Genomic DNA, 24,044 nt, shown 5'->3' with positions numbered 1-24,044 from the left:
ACATCGGCGTTGCTAAATGCAACAGTTTTTGTTTACAGAATGCAACCGCACAATAACGAAACACTAACAAGTAAAACCTCCAAAATGACAAGCAAGCTGTATAAAACATCTACTATTGGTCGGAAAATTGAAGCGGTGAGGAAAATCCGAGAGGTTAGCCAAGAGACGTTGGCTTCACGATTGGGGATGACCAGGCAAAACCTTTTCAAGCTGGAGCAGAATGGTAATATAGACGAAACCCAGCTCGGCCAGATTGCCGATGCCCTAGGTGTCTCCGTTGACACAATCAAAAACTACGACGATGACGCGGTCATTAACTACATTCAAAACAACTACAACAACACGCAAGCACCTAATATTTTTGGGGACCATGCACATGTAAATTCCACTGAAATGTGGATGCAAATGATTCAGGAAAACAAAGACTTGTATGAACGTTTGCTAAAGTCCGAACAAGAAAAAATTATCCTTTTAGAGAGAATGCTACAAGGAAAGGATAAGTAAATGTGGAGGCGGGAACCTATTCATGCATTACTTAATTGCATTTTTCTCTGCTTCAGCCAGCTTCTAAAGCTGCCAGAATAACCGACTTCGGAGGTTATTTCAATCCCCGAAGCGACTCCGGAGCAAAGGGCAAGAACCGTTTGTCATACAAACGTACATCTTGCTCCTGCCAAGGGGCAGGAAAAATACCCTACCCAACCATTCAGCAATGCTTTTTTGAGCTGCAAAAATGACACTCCCTACATTCCACGGCCGAGACGCGTTGAAGGCTTTTGCCTGGGCTGAGATTGTTGTACGAGCCAGGCATTCAAATCTTCATGATGCCGGTAAAAATGGCTGCAGTCTGTGTACTTTGTTACATTGACTTCCTTGTTCCATTCAGCTGCCGTTTGCGCTTTTTGCCTGGCGGATTGTTCCTGGTCCAGGAACAAAAATACCTTATCGTGCTGCTCCATCAGGGCGCGGCTTTTCTCAAAGAAAGCAAGGGAGTTTAGCACTATACAGTTGGTTAATTCAGACACGATCTTCGGTCTCATAACAGCAAAGGAAAGGAAGTCAAAGAAGCCTTCAAAGACACAAACTTCTTGTTTGCCCTTATCCAGGAAGGTTACATCTTTAGGAGAACTGCTTCCTTTAAATGATGGGCTTCGTAGCTCAAAACCACCAGCCTGATTCTCGAAACCAATTACCGTATGTCGCTTCTTGTACAATAAAAAATCTACTTCCTTGCAATATTGCTGCGCAATTTCTATTGGAATTTTGCGCTCTTGCAGGTAGTTGAGCAGTACACTGTTTTGCAAGGGCCGGACCGCCTGTATGACAATTTTATTCTGCGTGTACTCTTTTTTTTCACCAGCTGCGGCGCGGGTCTGTGTGGGCGGGTGAAAAGAAAAACCATGATCGCCCTGCAACTCTAATATCTTTTTTGCCGCTTCGGCTGCATCGCATTGGTAGAATTTTGAGATGAAATCGATCACGTTGCCACCAGCCCCTTCGCCATGATCATACCAAATGTTACGCTCCCGGCTCACCTTAAAGGACGCGGTGCGCTCATTTCTGAAGGGCGATTTGTACCAATAATCTTGTCTTTGTATCTTAGCCGGTGCAAAGCCAAGCTGCGCCAGCAGTGTCACCAAGTCCATTTTTCTTGCTTCAATAAAGATCATTTTTGTTTCCACGGCGTTAAGTTTTCATCTTGAATATTGAACCCAATCTATAAGCGCCTGTAGCCGGTCTTCACTAATAAAATAAAGTCGGTAGTCGAGTTGCTGATGGATGCACCAAGTCAGAATTGGTCTCTAAATCAATGCAAAGCCTCTCAGCGTCGGAGGCCTTTGCTCTTTCCTTTGTTCTCCAGTGGAGGATATTGCCGCGGCTTAGACAATGTTACATGACGCCCTTCCCTATGCTTTTGTACGGCTTCTGTCAATTTCTTTGCAATCTGTTTCCATTCAAACGGTCGCTGTGTTTGTATAAGCGTTTCTGTTCTAAGGTCAATATTCTCAAAATAGGTTAGTGACCTTAAGACTATATTTTCGTCCGCATTCGGATATTTTTTCTGATATGCTTCCAGCATTTCACCCAGGGATAACTTATCCAAGAGTGCACCGATATCAACAAAATCCTTTATCCTACTGCCATTGTCATTTATCGCCAGTAGTTTCATTGCGGCAATATCGTGCAGGGATAGCATCCTGACTCCATCTATCGTTTCTATTTCCTTTATCAGGGGGTACTGATGTGCAATAAGGTCCACCTTTACCTTTTTGATATACCCATGTATTGTATTTTTTGCTGTTTGCTCTACCTCAGCATCAAACTTGCCTTCAAGATAATGGCTCAAAAAATCGACGTCGAAGTTACTGTGGGTAAATAGATCAATATCGATCGATTTCCTGTGGCCAAGCTTAAGAGCCAAAGCTGTTCCTCCGGCCAAATAGAAGGAGCTGAGGGTTTGCTCCAGCATTAGCGATTGTATCAATCCCAGTGTTTCGGGGTCGACTGTTTTCTTATATAACATTTGAGTTGCTCAGGTTTTAAATTAAAGTAAGAAGTAACTTTCTCAATAATCCGATCTGGCAAATAGCTCGTTTCATTCTGAAGCGTCGCTATGATCTTGCTTCTACCATAGTAACGCATAATCTCTTGCCAATCCTTTTCGTTTCCTCTCTGAAGCACCCTTTCTATTACCATACGGTAATGATAGGACCAGTCTATTTTATCATAGTCAAATTCCCAAAACAATCTTTTGGGTAATGCTAGAGCCGGCAGATCATCTCCATTTAATACTGGCTTCCGTGTAATGACGATATCCTGATCTTCAAAAGGAACCTTCTTTTTTGATAGATAATTGCTGATCGTGTTGTAGCTGTATCCTGGATGTCTTTCACAGAAATGTTTCAGATTAGAGTAGATCTCAATCCCTTCCTGTCCATGATGTTTCCACTGGACAAGTACAACTCGTCTTCTATCGGATTTTAACTGTGTTTCCATATTGTCAAAATTACGAAAAAGACCAATATTGGTCAATATTTGTCTTTATGGATATTGCCTAAGAAACCTTACACTGAAGAGTTTTACCCAAAGTTACTCGTTATTATAATCCATAATCAGAGTCAAAAGACGTTGTTTCATTAGTTAAATCGCATTTGTACACTTTTGCACTCTTTTGATTTACAACAACTAATTATTGTGAATTACTTAACAAGCAGGAGGCTTGGCAATGTTATCTCTACTGCAACAATCTGGTCTGAGGGAATTATGTAGCAGCAATTGCTATAACTTTCTTTTTCTACCTATCCAAAAACGATCATTGATTATGAGCTATTTGGTTATGCACCTTTAGGGGAAACTGTTTCTCCTTGGATTACCTATTTTGCGGCTTTGTTACTTTTAAGTTACATTACCGGGCCTTTTAGATTAAAAAACACTACGCCTTTACCCGAATACCAAGCAAAACATTTCAAAAATCTACACTAACAAAAAAGCATGGTTTCGACTAAACCAAACATGGATTTGGATAAATTTTTCCGCCTGTTACAGCGGTACTTTGTGTCAATAAAAGCAATCAACACATGAAAGTATTTGTTACAGGAGCCTCTGGCTTCGTAGGTACTGCTGTTGTACAGGAATTATTAAGGGCCGGTCACCAGGTACTGGGGCTGGCGCGTTCAAAAACATCAGCAGACAAATTAGAAGCGGCCGGCGCTCAGGTTCATTACGGCGACCTGGAAGACCTGGATAGCCTTCGACAAGGCGCAGCCGAAAGCGATGGTGTGATCCATTGTGGTTTTGTCCATGATTTTACCCGCTTTGCCGAAGTTTGCGCTATCGATGAGCGGGCCATAGAAACGATAGCCAACATGCTGGAGGGTACAGACCGTCCGTTAATTGTCACTTCAGGAACTGCATTGGTAAAGCCTGGGGAAATGGCGACTGAAGATATGCCATCACCATTCAATCCGGCCTGGCCCCGTGCTTCGGAACGGGCGGCGGAAGCAGCCGCGGCTACAGGCGTACGTGCGGCTATCCTCCGTTTGCCGCCTTCGGTACATGGTGAGGAAGATAAACACGGCTTTATCCCCATCCTGGTGAACCTGGCACGGGAAAAAGGTGTCTCAGCTTACATCGGCGAAGGCCAGAACCGTTGGAACGCCGGGCACCGGTTGGACGCTGCGCAGCTGTACCGTTTAGCTTTGGAGCAAGCAACGCCCGGAACACGTTTCCACGCCAATACAGAGGAAGGTATAACCGTTAAAAGCATTGCCGAAGCCATCGGCAAACAATTAAACCTGCCTGTAAAATCCATTTCTGCTGAACAAGCCGCCGAGCATTTTGGCTGGTTCGCTCATATGGCAGCAATCGACTGTCCAGCTTCCAGCAAGTGGACGCAGGAATACCTGAATTGGCGCCCGTCAAACCCACTGTTGTTAAACGATATTGAAAACGGCATTTATACCCAATAAAATGAAGATTATTGTAACTGGCTCTTTGGGTAATATCGGCAAACCGCTGACGGAAATACTGGTAGCGCAGGGATACGACGTAACCGTAGTGAGTAGTGACAGGAATAAACAGGCAGCCATCGAAGCCCTGGGGGCCTCGGCTGCCATCGGCTCCATCGCCGATGTTGATTTCCTTTTAACCACATTCCGGGATGCGGATGCGGTTTATGCCATGATCCCGCTCAGCTTTACAGAACCGGATCTTGGCGATTATTTACGCCGGATGGCGCGGAATTATGTACAGGCATTAAAGGCTGCAAAGACGAAGCGCATTGTCGTAATGAATGGTTGGGTAGCCGATCTGGTAAAAACCGAAAATGTGGAAAGCGCGTTTAAAGGACTGGAGGCTTCTATTACCCTAATACGTCCCGGATCGTTTTACACAAACTTTTACCAGAGTATCGACCTCATCAAGGGCAAAGGCCTGATGGGCAAACTGCTTACGCTACGTTATTCCGGCCTTTGGGCATTGCTGACCGGGAAGACCGGCCTGCTGATGGGCAACTATGGCGGAGATGACCGGATCGTTTTTGTTTCGCCAAAAGACATTGCTGATGCCGTTGCCGAAGAACTTGTGTTGATGCCTGGGCAAAACACGATCCGGTATGTGGGCAGTGAGGAACTGACCTGTAACGAAGCGGCCCGCATCATCGGAACGGCAATCAACAAGCCCTGGCTGAAATGGGTGTTGCTGACAGATAAAGCCATGATGCAGGGATTAAAAATGGCTAAAGTACCCCAAAAGCTAGCCGAAACTCTGGTGGAGATGCAGACTGTCATGCACAGCGGCAAACCACTGGAAAATTTTCATCGAAATCAGCCGAAAATGGGCAAGGTTAAACTTTCAGCATTCGCAAAGGAGTTTGCCCAGGTATACCAGCAAAAATAAGTACCTTGTATCATGAGCAGTACACCGCTTCTGCGTTTCAGCACCATCAGCGAGTATCACCCTGCCGCCGGCCTGTCCAAACCGGCGCACCCGCTGATCAGTGTTGTCCGTATGGAAAATGTCAATATGCCAATTGCCGAGATCCCCTTCCGCCTGGTCGGTGATTTTTACTGGATCTCGATGAAAAGGAAACAGCATATTAAATTCCGGTACGGTCAGCAAACCGGCGACTTTGATGAAGGTGTATTGTTCTTTATGGCACCAGGTCAGTTGTTTGGCGTGGAAAGTGTGGAGCAGGTCGCAAATTTTCAAAAGCCCGAAGGCTGGATGATCCTGATTCACCCTGATTTTTTATGGAATACACCGCTTGCCAAAAATATCAGGCAGTATGAGTACTTTAGCTATTCAGTGAACGAGGCGCTGTATCTTTCCGAAAAGGAAGAAGCGATGCTTACCGCGATCGTGAACCAGATCGAATATGAATACAGCACGGCTATTGACCACTACAGCCAGGATGTGATCATTGCACAATTGGAGTTACTGTTAACCTATTCTCAACGGTTCTATCAGCGGCAATTTATTACCCATAAAAAAGCCAATCATGAACTGCTGACACGCCTGGAAGATTACCTGAGCAGTTATTTTAACAGCGGTGCTTTAGCAAGCCAGGGCTTACCCAGCGTAACGCGTATCGCCGAAACACTGAATATTTCACCGGGTTACCTGAGCAGCATTCTCAAGACACTAACCGGGCAAAACATGCAGCAACACCTGCACCATAAACTGATTGAGCTGGCCAAGGAAAAACTCACTACCACCACCCTCTCCATCAGCGAGATCGCTTATGAACTCGGATTTGAGCACCTGCAGTCCTTCAGCAAATTATTCAAAACGAAGACCAACCTGTCGCCGCTGGAATTTCGGACGTCATTCAATTGAAATTATCAGCCAGTTAACAGGCCCAGATATTCCACCACTGCGATTTAAAGACGCAAGGGACCCGTTCGCCACTTCTGTTACGCTATATAACGGCGTTCCGATCGAGTCCGTATAAAAGATGCCGGGGCACACAAGAATTTCTACAACTCAAATCTACGCGAAGATTATTGCCCGCAAACTTAGCAATGACCTGCAACAGTTAAGAGAACTGTGGGAAAAATAAAATTCGAGGATACTTGGATAAGTGGCATATGCGCCCCCTTTGGACAGATTAAGGCCAACAGTGCCGCTATACCCCAGCGTTCTATTCTTTTTGAGTATAATATTAATAATCCCTCCTTCACCCGCCGCGCTATAAGAAGCGGGAGGATTCGGCATTACTTCTATACGTTCAACTGTTTCAGCCGGTATGGCCTTTAAATATGCTACTAGTGGAGCACCGGGAGGTACTTGTATGACCTTCTCGTTGATCATAATCGTAACGCCCCCTCTACCTATTATTGATATAGAACTTCCACGGACATCCACCTGAGGTGTTTTAGAAAGCAGATCAAGTAAGTCAGATCCGACGACGTTAATATTGCCGGCAACATTGAAAACCAACCTGTCTATCTTACGCTCTAAAAGGGGCTTTTTAGATGACACGGTCACTTCAGATAATGTTTTTGTAGTTTCCATTAATCGAATGCCAATCACGGTATCACCAGAGAAATGGAATAAGGCTGTTTTCCTTTCATATCCGGACGATGATATCTCCAATAAATAATCCCCTTTCTGCAGACCGCTGTAAGTATATGTTCCAGTGCTATCAGTAATGCCAACCCTCTTTAACAAGGAGTCTTGAAATAAGCGGATTGTTGTATTTGGTAATCCTCCTTTTTCGTTAGACACAATAACTTTTATTGACTGGGCTTTGATTATCATAGCAGGAAATAATAATAAAAGAAGTAATAATTTCATTTGGTTATGAGAAGCGAGATTTGTGGTTTTTTTGATGTTTTTAATAATAATTCACAGTCGTTTTAATCTCCACTATGAAATTATAATATTTATTTTAAATTGAAAAATATTTTTATATTTTTAAAACTTATTATTTCAATAAAATTATAAATTGTTGAAAATCAAATAAATAAACTTAATCACCGCTCCAATCAAGTCGGCCGTAACGACGGCACAGGTCGTCAACTCCAAGATCATATAAAAATCAAGTTGATAATTTACTCCTACTGCTCCTAAATGCAGATTTATGATTTTTAAACGACCACTTGCCGCTTCTGCTTAGATGGTTGAAGGAAGCAAAGCCTGATGTCGTATGTCTGCAAGAGCTTAAAGCACCGGATGACCGCTTCCCGGAAGCTGCGCTTAAGAAAGCGGGGTACAATGCCATTTGGCATGGGCAGAAAGCCTGGAATGGCGTTGCTATACTTTCAAAGTCTGAGCTGCAGGAAACCATGCGCGGGCTCCCCGGCGACCCTGACGATACTCATAGCAGATATATCGAAGCGATCACCTTCCAAATGGTAATTGGCTGCATTTATCTGCCGAATGGCAACCCTTACCCGGGGCCAAAGTTCGATTACAAGAGGCACTGGTTCAGCCGTCTGGAAAAGCATGCAAAAAGGCTTATAGCAATGGAGCTGCCGATTGTCCTGGCGGGTGACTATAACGTTATGCCAACGGAGCTCGACGTTTATAAGCCCGAAAAATACCTGGATAATGCTCTATTCCGAAAAGAGATTCGCGCTGCCTTTCAGAAACTACTGAAACAGGGATGGACCGACGCCTTTAGAAGCCTCCACCCAAATGATGTTATCTACACATTTTGGGACTACCTGCGCTATGCCTACCAACGAAATGCAGGTCTCAGGCTGGACCATTTCCTGCTTAGCCCAATGATAGCAGAAAATCTGAAGTCGGCTGAAGTTGACAAGGAAGTCAGGGGATGGGAACACGCCAGCGACCACGCTCCTGCCTGGATCAAAATAAAATAGCATTGCGAAAATTGTCCGCTGGCGTCGCACGGTCATCGCCGGATGAAGATTCGACTAAATATACTCCCTTATAACTTCGTAATCCGAATTACCCTGCTCGTCAAACAAGACTCTGCCACAATCTTGGCAGACATCATCGGCAAGAACCTCACCTCTTTTAAGCTGCCACACATTCATACTTCCACACCGACAATAGACTGTATACAGCACCTCGCCGGCTTGACTTGCCCAGGGCCGGAATTTCCAGGAATCAGTACTGCTGCCTTGAATGGCTTTACTGTTTTTTTGGTCAACCACACCAATATAGTAGCTATCGTTGCCTCGGTCAAGGAGTACAATTTCCAGGCCTTCCATTTTTAGTACGGTATTCGTTTCCTTAAGGAGCGCCGGGATGAAGTCCCCTGGATTTTTACTCGCGCGATGTGCTTTTTCATAAGCGCTTCCTAAATCAACCTGCGTTCTAGGTTTTACAGCCGCGGCACGCAACTGTACAAAGGTTCCTATCTCGCCTTCATTTTCTTCGCCCTTCCAATCCGCCACATGTAGTATCCCGGTACTCAAAAGGTGCTCAAGCAACGCGTCATTTGACAGGTCTTCGACCGAAAGCTGTGCTATTTCATTTTTGGGAATCAGGAATGGTAGAAATTTGATTTCCATACAGTTTTTGTTTCTAAAATACAACGAAGCGCGCAAAAAGTCTGCCAAGCTAAAAGGATGCAGTCCGGGTCGCAAAAACTCTAAACGTCACTTGATTTATCGTCACAGCTTCATAGCTCGTGTTCAGCTTACCATCCTGGGCGCCTTTAAAAAAGTTTCTTTTGCTGCGGCTTCAGCACGTTTTTTGCAAACTTTTCTAATGAAACTATTGTTGGACCTAAAAATATAGCTATGTCAGACGATAAAAATAAAACAGACGCACGTGACCGCAACCGTGTTGCCGGAAAAGAAGATTACGAAATCAACTATTTGGCCAAGGAGCTGGGAGTATCTGCTGATCAGGTAAGGCAGGCAATAAAGGCTGTCGGTAATGACCGGGCTAAAATCAAGGACTATTTGAAAAAGTAATGTAACCGGTACATATCTGAGAAAATAATGTCGAACCGGCATTTGCCTTACGAACAGAGTGGACATTTTGTGTAGTGTCTAAACATCAACTGGAGCAATTGCGAGCGCAACGAAACCCAAGGCTATAGTTATCAGGGGCAAAAGGACAAGATAAAGGATTATTGCATGACCTCGCCTATACCTGTCCTTTAGCGTAGCTTTTGCCAAATACTTTGCTAAGTACCAGGCACCGATAATGGCCGCAACGTACAGTAAAATAATGATCAGCACCATAATAATGCAAATATAAATAGAATGCTGCTGTGCCTAGCACAGCCCGCGAATCATTCAACTTTATGCGAAACGACTTTGGCTTTCCGCGTTTATCCACTTTTTTCATAAGCCGACTTTCAGCTCTAAAAAGCCTACAGGAAGAACGTATTCTGCCGATCTGGATTCGCAGGCTCATAACTCAAAAGCATTGTAATGGATCATATTTTCCTCATTAAACCTCATTAAGTCATTTTGTGACATGCCAATAACATGACCACCGGTAACAAGGACCTGGAAAGCGGATCGATGCTCTTTTTAACGAGCTGAATATGGGCATCCAATAGATTGTAATGTACGTCAGTAAAGGGGTCGCAGCTCCTTGATTAAAATTCAACCAGACAGGGCCGTTATAGCCGAGCAACAATCTAAAACCGCTGCAGGTTACCGGCTTTAGTACCGTTATCTATAAAAGTCATGATTGGGCCCGACAACTAGATATGGTCCTTTATGACCTCTAAATCGAATTCGCCAGGTCGTTAAACAAGACTGTGCCACAATTTTGGCAGACATCATCGGTAAGAACCTCACCTCTTTTAAGCTGCCACACATTCATACTTCCACACCGACAATAGACCGAATGCAGCACCTCGCTGGCTTGACTTCCCCACGGCCGGAATTTCCAAAATTCATTACTGCCGGTGTCACTAAGCCACGTTCGCATCGGGTGTATTTTATCAGGTATGCGACAGAATGGGCACCATCAGTTGTTGCTTTTCGAAGTACGGTTGCAGTTTTTTTGATACAAGCAGCTTAAGGTCTTCCTCATGATACGGCTGGTATTCGAACGTTCCGTTAAGAGGGGTAAATCCTAACCGGATTTCCTGCTCTTTTTCGCCGGTAAAGGAGTTTATTACCTCCCTGATTGCTACTTCCTGCGGAGCAAATATTTCCTGTATATAGAGTGTTTCTTCGACTTCCTGCATTACTATCACGCTTTTTAGAGCATCTATGTAGTACATGGCGTCGCTGAATCCAAATTCCGGATTGGCTGCACAATAAAAGAAAGACAGTGCCTGACACTGCATCGGGAATGCGCTGTTGGGTACCGCATGGTGCACGGCTTGCCGAAATACATGAAGATCTTCTGGTACTGAAAGGTCTAGTTTGCGTACAGAATGCTTTTTGTTCTCAGTTGATGGCCGGGTATGTGTTACCGCCTGGTATTCGTTAACGGGTACTAAACCAAATTTAGGATAAAACTGGTAGACTGTTTCATTTGCAAACAGCAGTATCCCATCTGATTTGTCTTTATAAATCTTCAGAATGTATTCCATTAGAAAACGGCTCAGTCCGCGGTTCCGGTAAGCTTCATCCGTCATAACAGTCCCTACCTGCAACACGGTTCTGGGTTGGTTATCCCAACTTGAAGTAAACAGGCTTGCGGTGATGTGCGCTACTATTTTATCCTTATCAAACAACGAATACAACTGGCAGCTATTATCCCAATATCCTGACTGGTAATATTTTTCAAAATATCATCTTTTCTCATTACTTTTTTGTGATCGGGTAAATTGCCTCATTCGAACTTGTAGAATTTAATTCGATGAATAAAAAAGGCGACGATTTTTCGATGTATGCTGTTTGATGACGAAATGCTCAAAGCCTTTGTCTATTTATTAATGTACTGTTTTTACAAACTATCTTAATAACACAGATAACTGTATCACGTACCCGTTCGGGTGCTGATTCTGTATACTGTAGTCTCCATTAAGGCCGTTGATCCTTTCTTCAATATTTTTCAGACCCATGCCATTGCTTTTTTGAGCGCCATCCCAGCCGTTGCCATTGTCTTTGTAAGTGATCGTAAGCCGGTTATTGTTTTGCTCAAAATTCACTTCAATTTTGCTGAATTCGGCATGCTTAATTGTATTGGTAATGCATTCATTTAAAATTGCTTTCAATTCAGAGTATTGGTAATGACTGATAAAGCGTTTTTCATTCAATGACTTTCCGATGGCATAAGCAAAACTGTTGTCGGGATTTAGCTTTCGCAATAGCTGTTCGGTATCCTCAATGAGGTTGGCAATAGTATATTGCCGGTCTGACCTGAGATCATGCGACAGGCTGCGGATAAGCATCATGGTATGATCGATCTGTTTTTCCAGTTCGGCTTTTTCGCTGCTGTTGCCGGTTCCCTGTGAGCGCACCAGGGCTTTGGCATACAAAAGAGCCGGGTTGGTTTCATCGTGTATATTCCGGGCAAGGTTCATTTTGAACTTTAAAAACCGGCCTTGCTGTCTGTGACGAACAAATCGTATTATAAATATACCCAGCAACAACAAAAGCCCGAGCGCCAAACCTGTCAGCATTAATTTACGTTCGGTTGCTTTTTGCTTTACGGCGGCTTCTTCCAGTAATAATTGTTTCTCCTCTGCTTCTGCTTGTGCATACAGTATATTGTCTACGTCCTGTGCAATAAGCGAGCGGGACGAGTCCAGGATCGCGATCGCCCTCGTCAGCGTATCGGCGCTTTCTTTAAAAAGCCCCTGGTTATACAGCGCCTGTGCTTTGTAGTTTTCATACTCGAACAGCAGGTAAGGTTTCCCGCCTTTTTCTATAATCCGTCCATAAATATCAAGGTAACGGGCGGTACTGTCGCGGTTGCGCTGCTTTAAAAAATAGTTAAGTTTCCAGAAATTAAGATTGATGTCAATAAGGTTTCTTCGTTCCTGGGGCATTGTGGCACTGTTCCGTAATGCCTCCAGCTGTTGTATGGTCTCCCATTGTTTCTTGGCGTCTTTTGTTGCAGATGCCCCTTTAATAGCTGTAAGGGTCTGCACATGACCGAGGGCACTCATTAAATTGTTGTCTGTGCCGTATTTTTCTTTTGTGATGCGAATGATTTGCTGCATTAATGCAGCTGCAGCATCGCCATTGGTTATCTCCCCGAGATCGTAATAAGCAGCTGCGGAAAAATAAAGAAAAATGACAGCCTGACCCAGATTCTTCCCGGTCATGGGCTCTTTTCTGGCCAGCTGTGGTATGGTATCTATATAGCTCTTTGATTTTTCGTAAAGTGCTATTATTTTTTTCGGCGAACTAACTACCTCGTAATATGCGGCGAGAGAGGATAAAGCCGAAAGTGAGGGCCTGTTGTGGTTGGCAGCTCGCTCCAGTTTGTCAATTTTCTCCGTGTAGTATAACTTTTCCCCCATACGGCTGGCCATATGGGCCTGGGAACTCAAAATAGCGTAATAGTTGCGCTTCTGTTCATAGGTATTATCCTCCTCCCATATTGTTTTTCGGTATTGCCTTAACAGCTCAATAGCTTCTTTGTTTGTAAAGTTAATGTTGGCCGACAGCAGCAAGTTCACTGTCGCATAAACAGAATCGAGATACACTTTTCTTTCTATGCGACCGCCTGTATAGGCCTGATCGATCCCCGAGATTACTTTTCGGGCAGAATCTTTTACATTATCACCATACACCACCGGTGAGATAAAATAGAATATAAAAAAAACGATCAGTATCTTTTTTAACGAGTACCTATTGTGAATCGAGACGCCATCATTGTTCTTAACCGACAGAAGCGAGTCCAATAAAACTTTCATTGACAAAATATTATTCAATTTCTTTGAGTTTCGCTGATGGTATACAAAAGCAGCATAAATGACCAGGCGCAAAGAAAAGAAATAATAATCAAATAATATTTAATTGAATTTGACACCGCAGGTATTATGGAGACCACGGCGTATGTTTATTCTTTACTGATCATATAGTAGAAATATGATATCAATCCTATAAGAACCAGCCCAAAAAGCTCCGTGAAAAGGCCGTTGAAATCGGCAATGCCCTACTGAAGGAAGGTGCGGAAGGAAGGAATGGCTTTGGTGAGCCTAAAAATCTACCGAAAGAATTAAGACCGGTTATTCCCTCAATAGGAGGATCTTGTTCATTTCTTATACATTCCCTATCTTCCAATAAAAAATGGCGATCAGCTATTTGGATAAGATAATGCCATCCGGCACACCGCGCTGGCTAATGGGACAATCACTTCACATTCCGGAAAAGGAGAAGTTTATTGGTTACAAAGGCAAAGGCCTCCCGTGGGGTACTGTTGACGCCGATAAGCTTGACGAAATTGATACCCTCGAGCTGTGGCCTGACGACAGCAGCACAACACAGGTATTGGGTTATTAGAAATATCCATTCCGTAAGCGGCGGCAATGGGGCTAAACGCCTTGTCTGGTCGCATAGCTGCCATAAACTGCATATTACCCCTATATCCAAAAGAAACCGGAAAATCCGTACGTCCCTGGTTGTAGCTGTACACATTGCTAACACTCGTTGTACCGCCAAAAACACTCATGCCGTCATACTTGCTGTTGGTAACCTGTATGTGATCGACTGTTGTGCCCGAACCAACGGAATTGAAGAGCAGCGCTGATTTGGAAGGATCATTGCTAAAGCCCGCACCGGCAAAATGGAGCTGAACGTATTGAAGGCTGCCCGAATTATCCAGGTCGTTTGTCCCTCCGCCACTGAGCGTGTATGAACCACTAAGGGGAATATCCAGCAAATTGCTGTTGTTGTTGGTGGCCTGACCGGCAAAAGCAATGCCGCCCCAATCCCCGGCTGCGCGGCTGCCTGGGGCCTGATCAGAAGTGAAAACAACCGGATTTGACGAGGTACCGGTAGCAACAAGCTTAGCCCCCTTCTCAACAACCAACCAGGCTGTTGCACTGATTGATTTAACACCCTGTAAAACTGTCCCTGCTGGGATGGTCAGGGTGGCCGGGCTTTTTACAACTACAATGCCACTGATCAAATAGGTATTCGCAGCGTTAAGTGTGGTGTTGCTGGTAATATTCCCGGATAAAGTCACAAATGTGCAAGCTGTGACGGACCTGGCTTTTGTCGTATCCGTAACTCCGGTTCCGGGGCGTTGACAAGCCATAATGCTCGTAAAAAGTGCAATGAGTAGGAATTTATGTCTCATGATGAAAGATTTGAGTTTGAAATAATAATTGGTTTGAAGCGTATGATGTCAAAAGCAGACCAAAGGGAGGTGGTCGTATTGGCACCAGAATCGTCGCAGTAAGCGTTGCAAACATGAGGGTTCGTTTTGTAGGTGATCAAAAGCACGGCCAGTCTGAAGGCCGTAATCGCTTCTCATCTGCTTCTACAAAGCTGGATCAATGACTGCAAATAAAAACCCGCTTTTCGGCGGGGGTCTTTTGACGGGTGGGGTATTAACGAAACCTTACTTTAAAGGAACAAAGCCGGCACTCATCGCATAGAGCAGAAGGCCGGTCTTTGTCCTTACGTTCAACTTCAGGAAGAGATTGTCCCTGTAATGATGAACGGTGCGCACACTGATGTGCATCCTGGATGCGATCTCTTTATAAGTCAGGTCCAGGCAGCAAAATTTAAGAAATTCAATCTCCTTTGCTGTTAGCTCCTGCCTTAGACGATCATCATGGAACCTGACCAAAAGATCTTTAGATACATTGGCGGAGCAATACAATTCACCGGCCACTATTGTCCTGAGCGCTTCTGCAATTTCTACGGGCCTGCTGCTGGTTGGCATCAGGACAGAAATGCCGCTGTTTAATAGATTTTCTACCACCGTCTCCTGTTGAAAGTCTGCGCAGATCAGTAATTTAATTTCCGGGTACCATTCCCGTAATGTATCAATAGTGTCGTAGACAGTTGCTCCGGATTGTAGAAGGTTCAGCACAATAATATCCGGCCGTTCGCCCTCCTTCATAAATGACAATTGCCTGAAAAGGCTCTCCGCGGTCTCTGTCTTCAGGCATACCTCGAATGCCCCGGCATCTTCGAGCACTTTTTCTATACCCTCAGATACAAATGGCCGGCTCTCCAATATGGCAATCTTAACGGACTTCATCTTCACTACAAAATTATCACCCGATTATTATTTCAAGACCCGTCGAAAGACGGTATTTATGAAAATGAATACATTAGTTGATTCGGAAAAGAGCGCTATCAGAAACAGAGCTGCCCGTAAATCGAAGACAGCGCTAATCCGCTCCCATAAGTTCAATAGCGTGGGGCAGGGTGCAGTACTTCCCTCCTTTGTATTTTTTCAAATACCAGATAACAGCCGTCAAAAAATTAATTGGTGACTCCACGAAAAATTCGCCAATTTTCTTGGTCCACTCGCGATTTAATCCCAATAGTATTGTCCTTGCGGCTTCTGTTGCATCTGTAATATCCTGCATCCCATCCGGCTCCAGGGGATTACATCGATGCATCGGTCGATCGAAGTTGACAACATAAAACTTGGGCGGTACTTTGTAGTTATGATAGTATTTGAGAAGATAGTTATAGGCGATCTTTGACAGGTCGTCATATTTAAAGTCGTAGAGGAACATGCTAAAACCCTTTCGGATCTGCTGGTCTATGATATTACGGATGATGTAATAGGTCTTACCGGCTCCAGGACTGCCTGAGACAAGAACACCCCGAAAACTGTTTATCAGATTTATATTCGAGTTTCTTACCTTGCCTTTTAACCGGTACTGTGCGGGCAAGTTGATCGAAAATTCATTTTCCAGCAGGCGCTCCTCCTGGGGGAAGGTTTCATTTTCCTTGTTAAATACGTCCCCTAAAAGCTTTACTTTAAGGATACGGGATAAATAGGTGCCCCCTGTAACCATAAGCAGGTAGCCTGTGCTACATGCAGACATATATCCCGCGGCCATCAAATCAGTCCTGCCGGGGATAAAAAGGAAAAGCTCACTGATGAAATAGAGAACAAGGCCCGTGCTCAACAACGTCACGGCATGTTTCAAAGTAACCTTCTCATCTTTCTTGCCTTTTATCCCCAAAAGGAAGACAGCGAGCAAAATCAATGCAGCGCCCTTCGCCGTGAGTATCGATTTGAAAAAAGGAAGATGAAGTAAATTCGAAACAACCTGATCGGTAAAAGTTGCTGTTAGCTGCCATTGTTTGAAAGCAGGATAACAGAATGTGTAAAAATGCAAAATCAAGGTAGCGACGCTAAGCAGCCGTGTAAAGTCGACTATTGTTCTTAGCCCCTGCTCGTTTTCTCCGGTTGACATCCTGGTTTCTATTAAGGTTAGAAAATGGAGGACATGGCTTCGCCAGGACGAACAGTGCATTGTTCATCCAGATCATTGATTGGTATCAGAGAGAACTAGTGCCTGCGGCGACGCTTTCGTTTATGGGGGACGTAAAACGCAATGTCCTGAGCTTGCCGCTGCAACAAATCCTGTAAAAGAGAAGTCAGGCCGGGCAGACTTGTGGAAAGAGCACGTCCATTTTTGATCAGGTCGTCGACAAATGCGTTTAACTGATCAACTACCGGCCGGTGAATATGATTTAATTCAAAGTATGCTTTCATTTTTGAAGAAAGTGTTGTATAGGATTCACCAGAACTTGTCCCGGAACCCAGAAGCAACCGTCCAATATCATCATATTCCAGACGCACACCACGCTGGTAAATATCTAGCAGAGCAGAAGCCGGTCCCTTTGAGAAATCAACAGACTCCTGGAGCTGTTCGGCTAAATTGCTTTCCGCAGCAGGCGATGTCTTAGCGCCAGAACCAGTCGGACTGATGCGCGCCACCAGTTTAGATGCACTATACTCATTACCAAGATCACTGCCCTTGTTTGTATGCGCTTTTCTATTCCAGCGGCCATTTGATTCGTCAATCATAAACCAGGTTTAAACTAAAAAATACTTCGTTTTTCATTTATCAAGAAAGCTTTCAATCATTGGAATAACAAAGACTGATTTTTTAGCGTTAGATTTTAGTGTGGTAATTTCCTCAATATATTCACCGTGTACTCCCGGAATTACGGCCAATTCTGAATTGGCAATCTGCCTGTGCATTTCTATAGCATGCTCGGGTTTTATAATATCCTGGTCGCCTATGATAATTAAGGTCGGTACTTTGATAGATTTAATCCGTTCGTCTGGTATATCTCTAAAATTTATCATCCTTTCGACATCCTTATCATGCATAACTTGTAGCCCCCTCAGATTGGGCGTAACTTTTAAGTACGCTTCTTTTAATTGTTCGGGCATATTGGCTAAAGTTGCCTGTTTCATAAAATCCCAAAACTGCGCAGGCATGCCATTGCGTTTGCAAAGTGTAGAACCCAGGATGAGCTTATCAACTATTTCGGGGTGACGGATGGCGATCTGAACAGCGGTTGTTCCTCCGTTACTGAAACCCAGAAAATCTGCTTTGGCAATATTCAGATTTTTGAGAAGGGTAACAACGTCATCTGCATCTTGCTCAAAAGATTCAGACGCATCCCTGTCACTGGTACGTCCATGTGCCTGTAAGTCCATGGCAATAATTTTATACCTTTTGGCAAGCATTGGAATAACCCTTCCAAATGTTGTTTGGATGGTTGAGCCACCGCCGTGGATCAAAACGAGTGGCTTGCCCTCGCCATAAATTTCATAATACATTTTAATTCCGTTGACTTCTGCATAGCCATTTTGGGAAATTAAGGTATCATTTGCGAAAGATTTGAACGATAATAATAGCAGCAACCCTAAAGCAGCATAAACGATTGTCTTCATCTTTTTATTAGTTTTTTAGTTGAACATAGTTTGTAAATGGTTCAACATTTGCAGCCAACTTGGGTATGCACCTGTTTTTTTAGCTAATTCCTGAGAAACCGTTTGTCGTAATTGCAATTTGGTTTTTCCGTTTTCTTCTGCAAATGTCACGGTGACAAGCGTTTCCCCAGGCCAATCAGGGTCCATTCCAATTGCAACCGGGTTTATTGGGTTGCCGTTTTCATCTGCGTTGATTAGCGTAAACACAATTTTTGTGTTAGGTAACACTTCCCTATATTCCCCTATAACCCAACAGTCCCCGAATTGGGGATTAGCGATACACGAGTGGAATTGTCCGCCTGTTTCAACTTTAATGCTTTTAAAATGAATGGTACAGCCATCCGGTGCATACCATTTTACTAATTTCTCAGGGTCTGTCCATGCATTGAAAACTTTCGCAAGACTTGCGTTAAAGGTTTGTTCTATGAACACTTCATTATTGTTAACACGATTTTCCATTTTTTTGATTTTATTTATTATTGACCTTTTTAGTTCATTTTACTTTGAGGAAGTATCATCGAGGAATTTCTCCAATTTCTCAAAACGTTGCACCCACAATTTCCGGGATTCGGCCACCCAGTGAATAACCTCATCCAACTGCTCAAGCCGGGCTTCACAAACCTGTTCCCGCCCTTTTGAGGTAATAGTGACCATACCACATTCATTAAGAATTTTGATGTGTTTGGCGATCGCCTGCCTGCTAATACCAAAATCTGCTATAATTCCAGCGAGATTCAGCGCCCCGCCCGAAAGCTTCTGTATAATCATCCTTCTCGTAGGATCAGCTATTGCTTGAAAAACATCTCTTCTTTCTATCATAATACAACCAAATGGTTGTCAAATGTAAATACAACCATTTGGTTGTGCAAATTTTTTTAAGATTTTTTTTAAAAGCAAGATTTTGAGCATCAGTCAAACGTTGCCCTTATGTCTATAAGCTCCGGAGGAGGGATTGCTCACCATGTGTAAGTATCAGATAATTAGATGAGCAAGTAGCTTTAGGTCATGTATTAAAACCACCTGCAAAAGATTGTAATTGTACGCCTGCGGGAAGACGAAGTTTATTCAATCAAAGAAGTCTCTGGCTAGTCGTTACAGTTTTTTCGGCATTGATGCTTATCACATTGGAAGATCTCAAAAGAAATCCTGATTTTCCGATATGGCTCAATAGTTTAAGAAGCCAGGGCTTAAGGAGCAGATATTGATTAATATACAGAACCTTATGGTCAATTATAAAGTACGACGTTTTGGAAGAAATAGCTTTGCCACGGAGCAAGAATATGTGGAGCATTTACAAAAGACGTTTTCATAAATATTCGAATTTGGCTTTTGAAATATTCCGACAAATTTGTTGATTTTTTTGGCGGGTTACATATTAATCGTAATATTGCAATAAAAGGAACAGATCATGGGCGCGACTAAGAGCGATTTATTTACGAAGAAGCAGAACAACCTTGCCAATATGGCTAAGGCGTTGGCTCATCCTGCCCGCATTGCTATTTTGCAGGAACTTATCAAGCTGAACGCCTGTGTCTGCGGCGATTTGGTGACAGAATTGGGTCTGGCACAACCAACCATTTCCCAGCACCTGAAAGAGCTGAAAAACGCAAGGCTGATACAGGGAACCATCGAAGGGACAAGCGTGTGCTACTGCATTAATCCGAAAGTCTGGAATGAGTATAAGCAAATTCTTTCGGGATTCTTTGCAGAAGTAAAATTGAAATCGGATTGCTGTTAAAAAAAATTTACCCTAATCAATCGTAATATCGCAATATTAAAATAGTATAAAAAATGAACAACGATCAGGAATTAAAAGAGCTTGTCCGCCAGAAATACAGCGAGATTGCTTTACAGAACAAGGAAACCAACGCCAGCTCCTGCTGCGGTGCAGGTGGATGCAGCACTGAAGTGTATAACATCATGAGTGACGATTATACCAACATGGAAGGATATAATGCAGATGCCGATTTAGGTTTGGGCTGTGGCCTGCCTACTGAATGCGCACAGATGAAAGAAGGCGACACAGTGATTGACCTTGGCAGCGGTGCAGGTAACGACTGCTTTATCGCCCGTTCTGTAGTCGGCGAGAAAGGCCGCGTGATCGGCATTGATTTTACCGAGGCCATGATCGATAAGGCAAGGATCAACGTTGAGAAGTTTGGCTATAATAACGTGGAATTCCGCCAGGGCGATATTGAGCAAATGCCTGTGACAGCCAATGTTGCGGATGTGATCGTCAGCAATTGCGTACTGAACCTTGTTCCCAATAAGGACGGTGTTTTCAAAGAAATTTACCGCGTACTGAAACCCGGCGGCCATTTCAGCATTTCAGACGTGGTACTGGTTGGCGACCTGCCAGAGAAATTGAAGCATGTTGCTGAAATGTACGCGGGCTGCATATCCGGTGCAATCCAGCGGGAAGAATACCTGAACCTTATTCATCAGAATGGCTTTAAGAATGTTACCGTACAGAAGCAAAAGCCGATTATCGTTCCCAATGACATATTAAGCAACCATCTTTCAGCGGAAGAAATCGAAGCGTTCAAGCAAAGCAAGGTCGGCATTTTCAGCGTAACCGTTTATGCCCTGAAACCCGAGGCCGCCTGCTGCGAACCCGGTTCCGGCTGTTGCTAACCTTTAACCACCTGACAAGATCAATAACATGAGCGCAAACAACTGTAACCCGGCCCATGAGCGGAAGAAGCTGGGCTTCCTCGACCGCTACTTAACCCTGTGGATATTCCTTGCAATGGCAACAGGGGTAGCGATTGGCTATTTCATTCCGTCATCGTCAGGCTTGATCAATTCGTTTCAGTCTGGAACAACCAATATTCCTATCGCGATAGGCCTGATCCTGATGATGTACCCGCCATTGGCTAAGGTTAAATACGAACAGCTTGGGCAGGTGTTTAAAAACACAAAAGTACTTTCCCTTTCGCTTGTAATGAACTGGCTGATTGGCCCTGTCCTTATGTTCCTGCTGTCGATCATATTCCTGCGGGACAAGCCGGAATATATGGTTGGCCTTATCATGATCGGGATTGCCCGCTGTATCGCAATGGTGATTGTCTGGAACGAACTTGCAGAAGGAAACCGGGAATATGTGGCAGGGCTTGTGGCTTTCAACAGCATCTTCCAGGTAGTTTTCTACAGCCTTTTTGCATGGCTCTTTATCAAAGTCCTGCCGCCGTATTTCGGTCTGACGGGAATGGATATTGATATAAGCATTAAGCAAATAGCGGAAAGCGTGTTTATTTATCTGGGTATTCCCTTTATCGCAGGCTTCCTGAGCCGCTATGCGCTGATCCGCGCCAGAGGCAGGAAATGGTATGAAAACAAGTTTATTCCTAAAATCAGTCCCATCACACTAATGGCCTTATTGTTTACCATCGTTGCCATGTTCAGCCTGAAAGGAAAGCTGATTGTGGATATACCGCTGGATGTGGTCAGGATTGCCATACCGCTTGTAATCTATTTTGCCATTATGTTCCTTGTGACGTTTTTGCTTGGTAAACGTATGGGAGCAGATTATTCACAAAATACCGCCTTATCCTTTACCGCAGCAGGAAATAACTTCGAGTTGGCGATTGCTGTCGCTATCGGTGTGTTTGGTATTAATTCAGGTCAGGCATTCGCTGGAGTGATCGGGCCTTTAGTCGAAGTCCCTGCGCTTATTGCCTTGGTCAATGTCGCTTTCTACCTCAAAAGGAAATTATATAAAACTGAAACTGCATAAACATGAAAATAACACTGTTTAGCGATATACACGCAAATCTTCCGGCATTAGAAGCCTGTCTGGCAGATATCGACAGCCGTAAGCCGGATGCCATTTATTGCCTCGGCGATCTGGTTGGCTATAATATCTGGCCTAATGAAGTCATAAACATTATCAGGGAGCGCGGCATTCCGACGATTGCGGGGAACTATGATTTCGGCATAGGCCGTACAAGTGATGATTGCGGCTGTGCCTATAAGACCGATGAAGAAAAGGCTATGGGCAAGGTTTCTATCTCATACACCAACGAGATCGTGCAGCCGGAAGAACGGGCCTATCTGCGGACGCTTCCGGCACATATCAAAGTAGAATTCCAGTTGAACGAAGACAAGCTGAACCTGCTTCTGGTGCATGGCAGCCCGCGCAAGATCAATGAATATCTGTTTGAAGACCGTGACGAAAAGAGCCTGTTGCGGATCATGGAACAGGCCGATGCAGATATCATGTGTTTCGGCCATACGCATAAGCCTTATCACAGGGTTCTGTCATCAGGCGATACGCATTACCGCCATGCAATTAATCTGGGTTCTGCCGGTAAGCCCAAAGACGGAAACCCGCAAGGGTGCTATGTAATGCTGACAATAGACGATACCAGCACAGTCCAGGACAAGGACAGCATAAAGGTAGCGTTTATCCGTTTCGATTACGATATTGAAAAAGCGGCAAAGGCTGTCGAGAGCAGTCCCTTGCCTGATGCCTATGCAGCTATGTTGAGGAATGGCCATTAAATGCAAGCCGGTACAAATGACTGTATTTCAATTAAATTACTGTCACAAAGTACCATACCATCAGGCAGATTAATTGCAGCCCAAATAAAATCTGGAAATAGTTATTTCAAAGAAGAAAATAGCAATTGTTTCGTTTACAGAAGAAAAAAGCTTCACGCCTCATATTGGTTAAAGCATTCACTCCCGATAATTATAATCATTTATAATAGAACGTCAGGTTTAGCATACTGGAAAGAAATAAAAAATTTACAGGGAAAGGGTTCAAGCTTCATATACCTAAACAAAATGTTCTAGCTAAAGAAAGCAAAGAGATACTTGAAAAAATTGCCTGCGCAAACCAAGAACCTCAAGATTATCTCCAAGCGTACAAGGATGCAAAAATAATATTAGAGTTAGAGAGAATAAAAAGGAAGTATTACGGTAGCAATTGGGAAGAAGCGGCACAAGTGCCTTGAGAAACTAACGGCGCCATTTATACTTCAAAGCGTTAAAAATGCTTACAGCTTACGATAGAAACCGGTATCTTGAAAAAGTTGTATAACTTGGCCGGGAGAAAGCATTATTCCGACCGTATAGCCCGCTAAAATTCCGCATTTATGAAGAAACTCCTTTTTGCTGCTTTGTATCTGTTGCCAGTTACTTTATTTGCCCAATCAATGTCTGACAAGGCTGTGAAAGCAGATAACTATACAATTCTCCGCCTGCTGATGGTCAATCAGCAGGGCGAAATTCTACTTGCAAAATATAAAACCGGCTGGCTCACGCCGTCGCTGCGCTATAATGAAAACCAGAGCATCAAAGGCGCCCTGGATAGCCTGGCAAGGGCGTTTGGCTATGAAGTTACCGTTCCGCAATTGCGGGCCATGGTGACGTTTCAGTTCGACTTCAAGCCTGTGGTCTCCATCCGTACGCATTACGCTGCACATATCTCCGGCGGTAAGCTGAAGTCGCCGAAAGACGTGGCTGAAGTAAAATGGGTATCCAAAAAAGAAGCGGAAATGCTGATGTCATTGCCGGAAACGCAGGCTGTAGATGCGATCAGGGTTACTACCATGCAAATATTGAATCATCCTGAGACCATCTGGGGAGGCTCTTTTTGGGTGCCGGAAACAGGGACTGCCTGTAAAATGCTTGAGCCTTTCTACCCGGTGGGCAGCAGTAAATAGTACGCAAAAAGTGATCTGGAAGGAAGAGGCATAAAAAAAGCTGCATGAAGTACGCCTTTTCCCCGCCTGCGGATCACCGGAGGCAATCCGGTCGTCCGTGGCAAAAGG

25 protein-coding genes and 1 pseudogene are annotated in these 24,044 nt (G+C 44.1%); 12 read left to right on the top strand and 14 right to left on the bottom strand.

What is annotated here, in order from left to right; all coding sequences use genetic code 11:
• The first annotated feature begins 84 nt into the window (after positions 1-84).
• A complete protein-coding gene (locus DZC79_RS18635) occupies positions 85-504 on the top strand; it encodes a helix-turn-helix domain-containing protein (RefSeq protein ID WP_157977262.1) in 420 nt (139 codons plus the stop codon).
• A 239-nt stretch (positions 505-743) separates the two neighbouring features.
• On the opposite strand, the gene DZC79_RS18630 is transcribed toward DZC79_RS18635, so the two are convergent.
• The 3 genes from DZC79_RS18630 to DZC79_RS18620 all read right to left on the bottom strand — a co-directional run bounded on the left by DZC79_RS18630 (position 744) and on the right by DZC79_RS18620 (position 2,997).
• Entirely contained in the window at positions 744-1,682 is a 939-nt protein-coding gene (locus tag DZC79_RS18630) for a CHC2 zinc finger domain-containing protein (RefSeq protein ID WP_232831881.1), read from the bottom strand.
• A 140-nt stretch (positions 1,683-1,822) separates the two neighbouring features.
• Positions 1,823-2,524 (bottom strand): nucleotidyl transferase AbiEii/AbiGii toxin family protein, encoded by a 702-nt coding sequence (locus DZC79_RS18625; protein ID WP_118953129.1) that lies wholly within the window; start codon positions 2,522-2,524, stop codon positions 1,823-1,825.
• Positions 2,482-2,997 carry a DUF6922 domain-containing protein gene (locus tag DZC79_RS18620; RefSeq protein ID WP_118953128.1) on the bottom strand — a complete coding sequence of 172 codons (516 nt, stop codon included), beginning with the start codon at positions 2,995-2,997 and terminating at the stop codon, positions 2,482-2,484. Before DZC79_RS18620 ends, DZC79_RS18625 begins: the two co-directional genes overlap by 43 nt.
• A gap of 581 nt (positions 2,998-3,578) precedes the next feature.
• On the opposite strand from DZC79_RS18620, the gene DZC79_RS18615 reads away from it, so the two are divergent.
• From DZC79_RS18615 to DZC79_RS18605, 3 genes are read left to right on the top strand one after another with little or no spacing between them, the layout of a single operon-like run.
• Positions 3,579-4,469, top strand: coding sequence for an SDR family oxidoreductase (locus tag DZC79_RS18615; RefSeq protein WP_118953127.1), 891 nt, complete (start codon positions 3,579-3,581; stop codon positions 4,467-4,469).
• Position 4,470: 1 nt separating this feature from the next.
• Positions 4,471-5,397, top strand: a complete 927-nt coding sequence (locus tag DZC79_RS18610) for an NAD(P)H-binding protein (protein WP_118953126.1) — start codon at positions 4,471-4,473, stop codon at positions 5,395-5,397.
• A gap of 12 nt (positions 5,398-5,409) precedes the next feature.
• Positions 5,410-6,336, top strand: a complete 927-nt coding sequence (locus tag DZC79_RS18605; RefSeq protein WP_118953125.1) for a helix-turn-helix domain-containing protein — start codon at positions 5,410-5,412, stop codon at positions 6,334-6,336.
• A gap of 153 nt (positions 6,337-6,489) precedes the next feature.
• On the opposite strand, the gene DZC79_RS18595 is transcribed toward DZC79_RS18605, so the two are convergent.
• Entirely contained in the window at positions 6,490-7,296 is an 807-nt protein-coding gene (locus DZC79_RS18595) for a carboxypeptidase-like regulatory domain-containing protein (RefSeq protein WP_118953124.1), read from the bottom strand.
• Between the two features lie 305 nt (positions 7,297-7,601).
• Between DZC79_RS18595 and xth the strand changes: the two genes are divergently transcribed.
• Complete coding sequence (gene xth / locus DZC79_RS18590; protein ID WP_118953123.1) at positions 7,602-8,327, top strand: exodeoxyribonuclease III; 726 nt, start codon at positions 7,602-7,604, stop codon at positions 8,325-8,327.
• A 54-nt stretch (positions 8,328-8,381) separates the two neighbouring features.
• Here xth and DZC79_RS18585 read toward each other — a convergent pair whose 3' ends face one another.
• Positions 8,382-8,984: a DUF6630 family protein gene (locus tag DZC79_RS18585; protein WP_118953122.1), complete on the bottom strand. Its 603-nt coding sequence runs from the start codon at positions 8,982-8,984 to the stop codon at positions 8,382-8,384.
• A 231-nt stretch (positions 8,985-9,215) separates the two neighbouring features.
• On the opposite strand from DZC79_RS18585, the gene DZC79_RS18575 reads away from it, so the two are divergent.
• The gene (locus DZC79_RS18575) at positions 9,216-9,392 is read left to right on the top strand and encodes a DUF3606 domain-containing protein (protein ID WP_118953120.1); all 177 of its coding nucleotides are present in this window, start codon (positions 9,216-9,218) and stop codon (positions 9,390-9,392) included.
• Positions 9,393-10,378: 986 nt separating this feature from the next.
• Here the strand turns inward: DZC79_RS18575 and DZC79_RS18565 are convergent.
• The 9 genes and pseudogenes from DZC79_RS18565 to DZC79_RS18525 all read right to left on the bottom strand — a co-directional run.
• Positions 10,379-11,140: pseudogene (locus DZC79_RS18565) on the bottom strand (GNAT family N-acetyltransferase); the annotation flags it as partial.
• Between the two features lie 201 nt (positions 11,141-11,341).
• Positions 11,342-13,327, bottom strand: coding sequence for a sensor histidine kinase (locus DZC79_RS18560; protein WP_157977261.1), 1,986 nt, complete (start codon positions 13,325-13,327; stop codon positions 11,342-11,344).
• Positions 13,328-13,722: 395 nt separating this feature from the next.
• Complete coding sequence (locus DZC79_RS18555; RefSeq protein WP_118953116.1) at positions 13,723-14,643, bottom strand: hypothetical protein; 921 nt, start codon at positions 14,641-14,643, stop codon at positions 13,723-13,725.
• A 264-nt stretch (positions 14,644-14,907) separates the two neighbouring features.
• Complete coding sequence (locus DZC79_RS18550; RefSeq protein WP_118953115.1) at positions 14,908-15,555, bottom strand: response regulator transcription factor; 648 nt, start codon at positions 15,553-15,555, stop codon at positions 14,908-14,910.
• Between the two features lie 133 nt (positions 15,556-15,688).
• Positions 15,689-16,732, bottom strand: coding sequence for a YWFCY domain-containing protein (locus DZC79_RS18545; protein ID WP_118953114.1), 1,044 nt, complete (start codon positions 16,730-16,732; stop codon positions 15,689-15,691).
• A gap of 95 nt (positions 16,733-16,827) precedes the next feature.
• A complete protein-coding gene (locus tag DZC79_RS18540) occupies positions 16,828-17,349 on the bottom strand; it encodes a hypothetical protein (protein ID WP_118953113.1) in 522 nt (173 codons plus the stop codon).
• A gap of 33 nt (positions 17,350-17,382) precedes the next feature.
• Positions 17,383-18,228 (bottom strand): alpha/beta fold hydrolase, encoded by an 846-nt coding sequence (locus tag DZC79_RS18535; RefSeq protein WP_118953112.1) that lies wholly within the window; start codon positions 18,226-18,228, stop codon positions 17,383-17,385.
• A gap of 15 nt (positions 18,229-18,243) precedes the next feature.
• Positions 18,244-18,726 (bottom strand): SRPBCC family protein, encoded by a 483-nt coding sequence (locus DZC79_RS18530; RefSeq protein ID WP_118953111.1) that lies wholly within the window; start codon positions 18,724-18,726, stop codon positions 18,244-18,246.
• Between the two features lie 39 nt (positions 18,727-18,765).
• On the bottom strand, positions 18,766-19,086 hold the full coding sequence (locus DZC79_RS18525; RefSeq protein WP_118953110.1) for an ArsR/SmtB family transcription factor: 321 nt from the start codon (positions 19,084-19,086) through the stop codon (positions 18,766-18,768).
• Between the two features lie 589 nt (positions 19,087-19,675).
• Here DZC79_RS18525 and DZC79_RS18515 point away from each other — a divergent pair.
• The 6 genes from DZC79_RS18515 to DZC79_RS18490 all read left to right on the top strand — a co-directional run bounded on the left by DZC79_RS18515 (position 19,676) and on the right by DZC79_RS18490 (position 23,936).
• Positions 19,676-20,005 carry an ArsR/SmtB family transcription factor gene (locus DZC79_RS18515; RefSeq protein ID WP_118953108.1) on the top strand — a complete coding sequence of 110 codons (330 nt, stop codon included), beginning with the start codon at positions 19,676-19,678 and terminating at the stop codon, positions 20,003-20,005.
• Positions 20,006-20,058: 53 nt separating this feature from the next.
• A complete protein-coding gene (locus DZC79_RS18510; protein ID WP_118953107.1) occupies positions 20,059-20,901 on the top strand; it encodes an arsenite methyltransferase in 843 nt (280 codons plus the stop codon).
• Between the two features lie 28 nt (positions 20,902-20,929).
• Positions 20,930-22,003, top strand: a complete 1,074-nt coding sequence (arsB, locus tag DZC79_RS18505; protein WP_118953106.1) for an ACR3 family arsenite efflux transporter — start codon at positions 20,930-20,932, stop codon at positions 22,001-22,003.
• A 2-nt stretch (positions 22,004-22,005) separates the two neighbouring features.
• Positions 22,006-22,770: a metallophosphoesterase family protein gene (locus tag DZC79_RS18500; protein ID WP_118953105.1), complete on the top strand. Its 765-nt coding sequence runs from the start codon at positions 22,006-22,008 to the stop codon at positions 22,768-22,770.
• A complete protein-coding gene (locus DZC79_RS21920) occupies positions 22,771-23,064 on the top strand; it encodes a DUF4365 domain-containing protein (protein WP_118953104.1) in 294 nt (97 codons plus the stop codon).
• Between the two features lie 302 nt (positions 23,065-23,366).
• Complete coding sequence (locus DZC79_RS18490; RefSeq protein ID WP_157977260.1) at positions 23,367-23,936, top strand: hypothetical protein; 570 nt, start codon at positions 23,367-23,369, stop codon at positions 23,934-23,936.
• Positions 23,937-24,044 lie beyond the last annotated feature (108 nt).

Source organism: Taibaiella helva, assembly GCF_003545695.1.
GTDB classification, from domain to species: Bacteria; Bacteroidota; Bacteroidia; order Chitinophagales; family Chitinophagaceae; genus Taibaiella; species Taibaiella helva.
The sequence above is the reverse complement of the archived record's forward strand: the minus strand, read 5'-3'. Positions and strand labels throughout refer to the sequence as shown.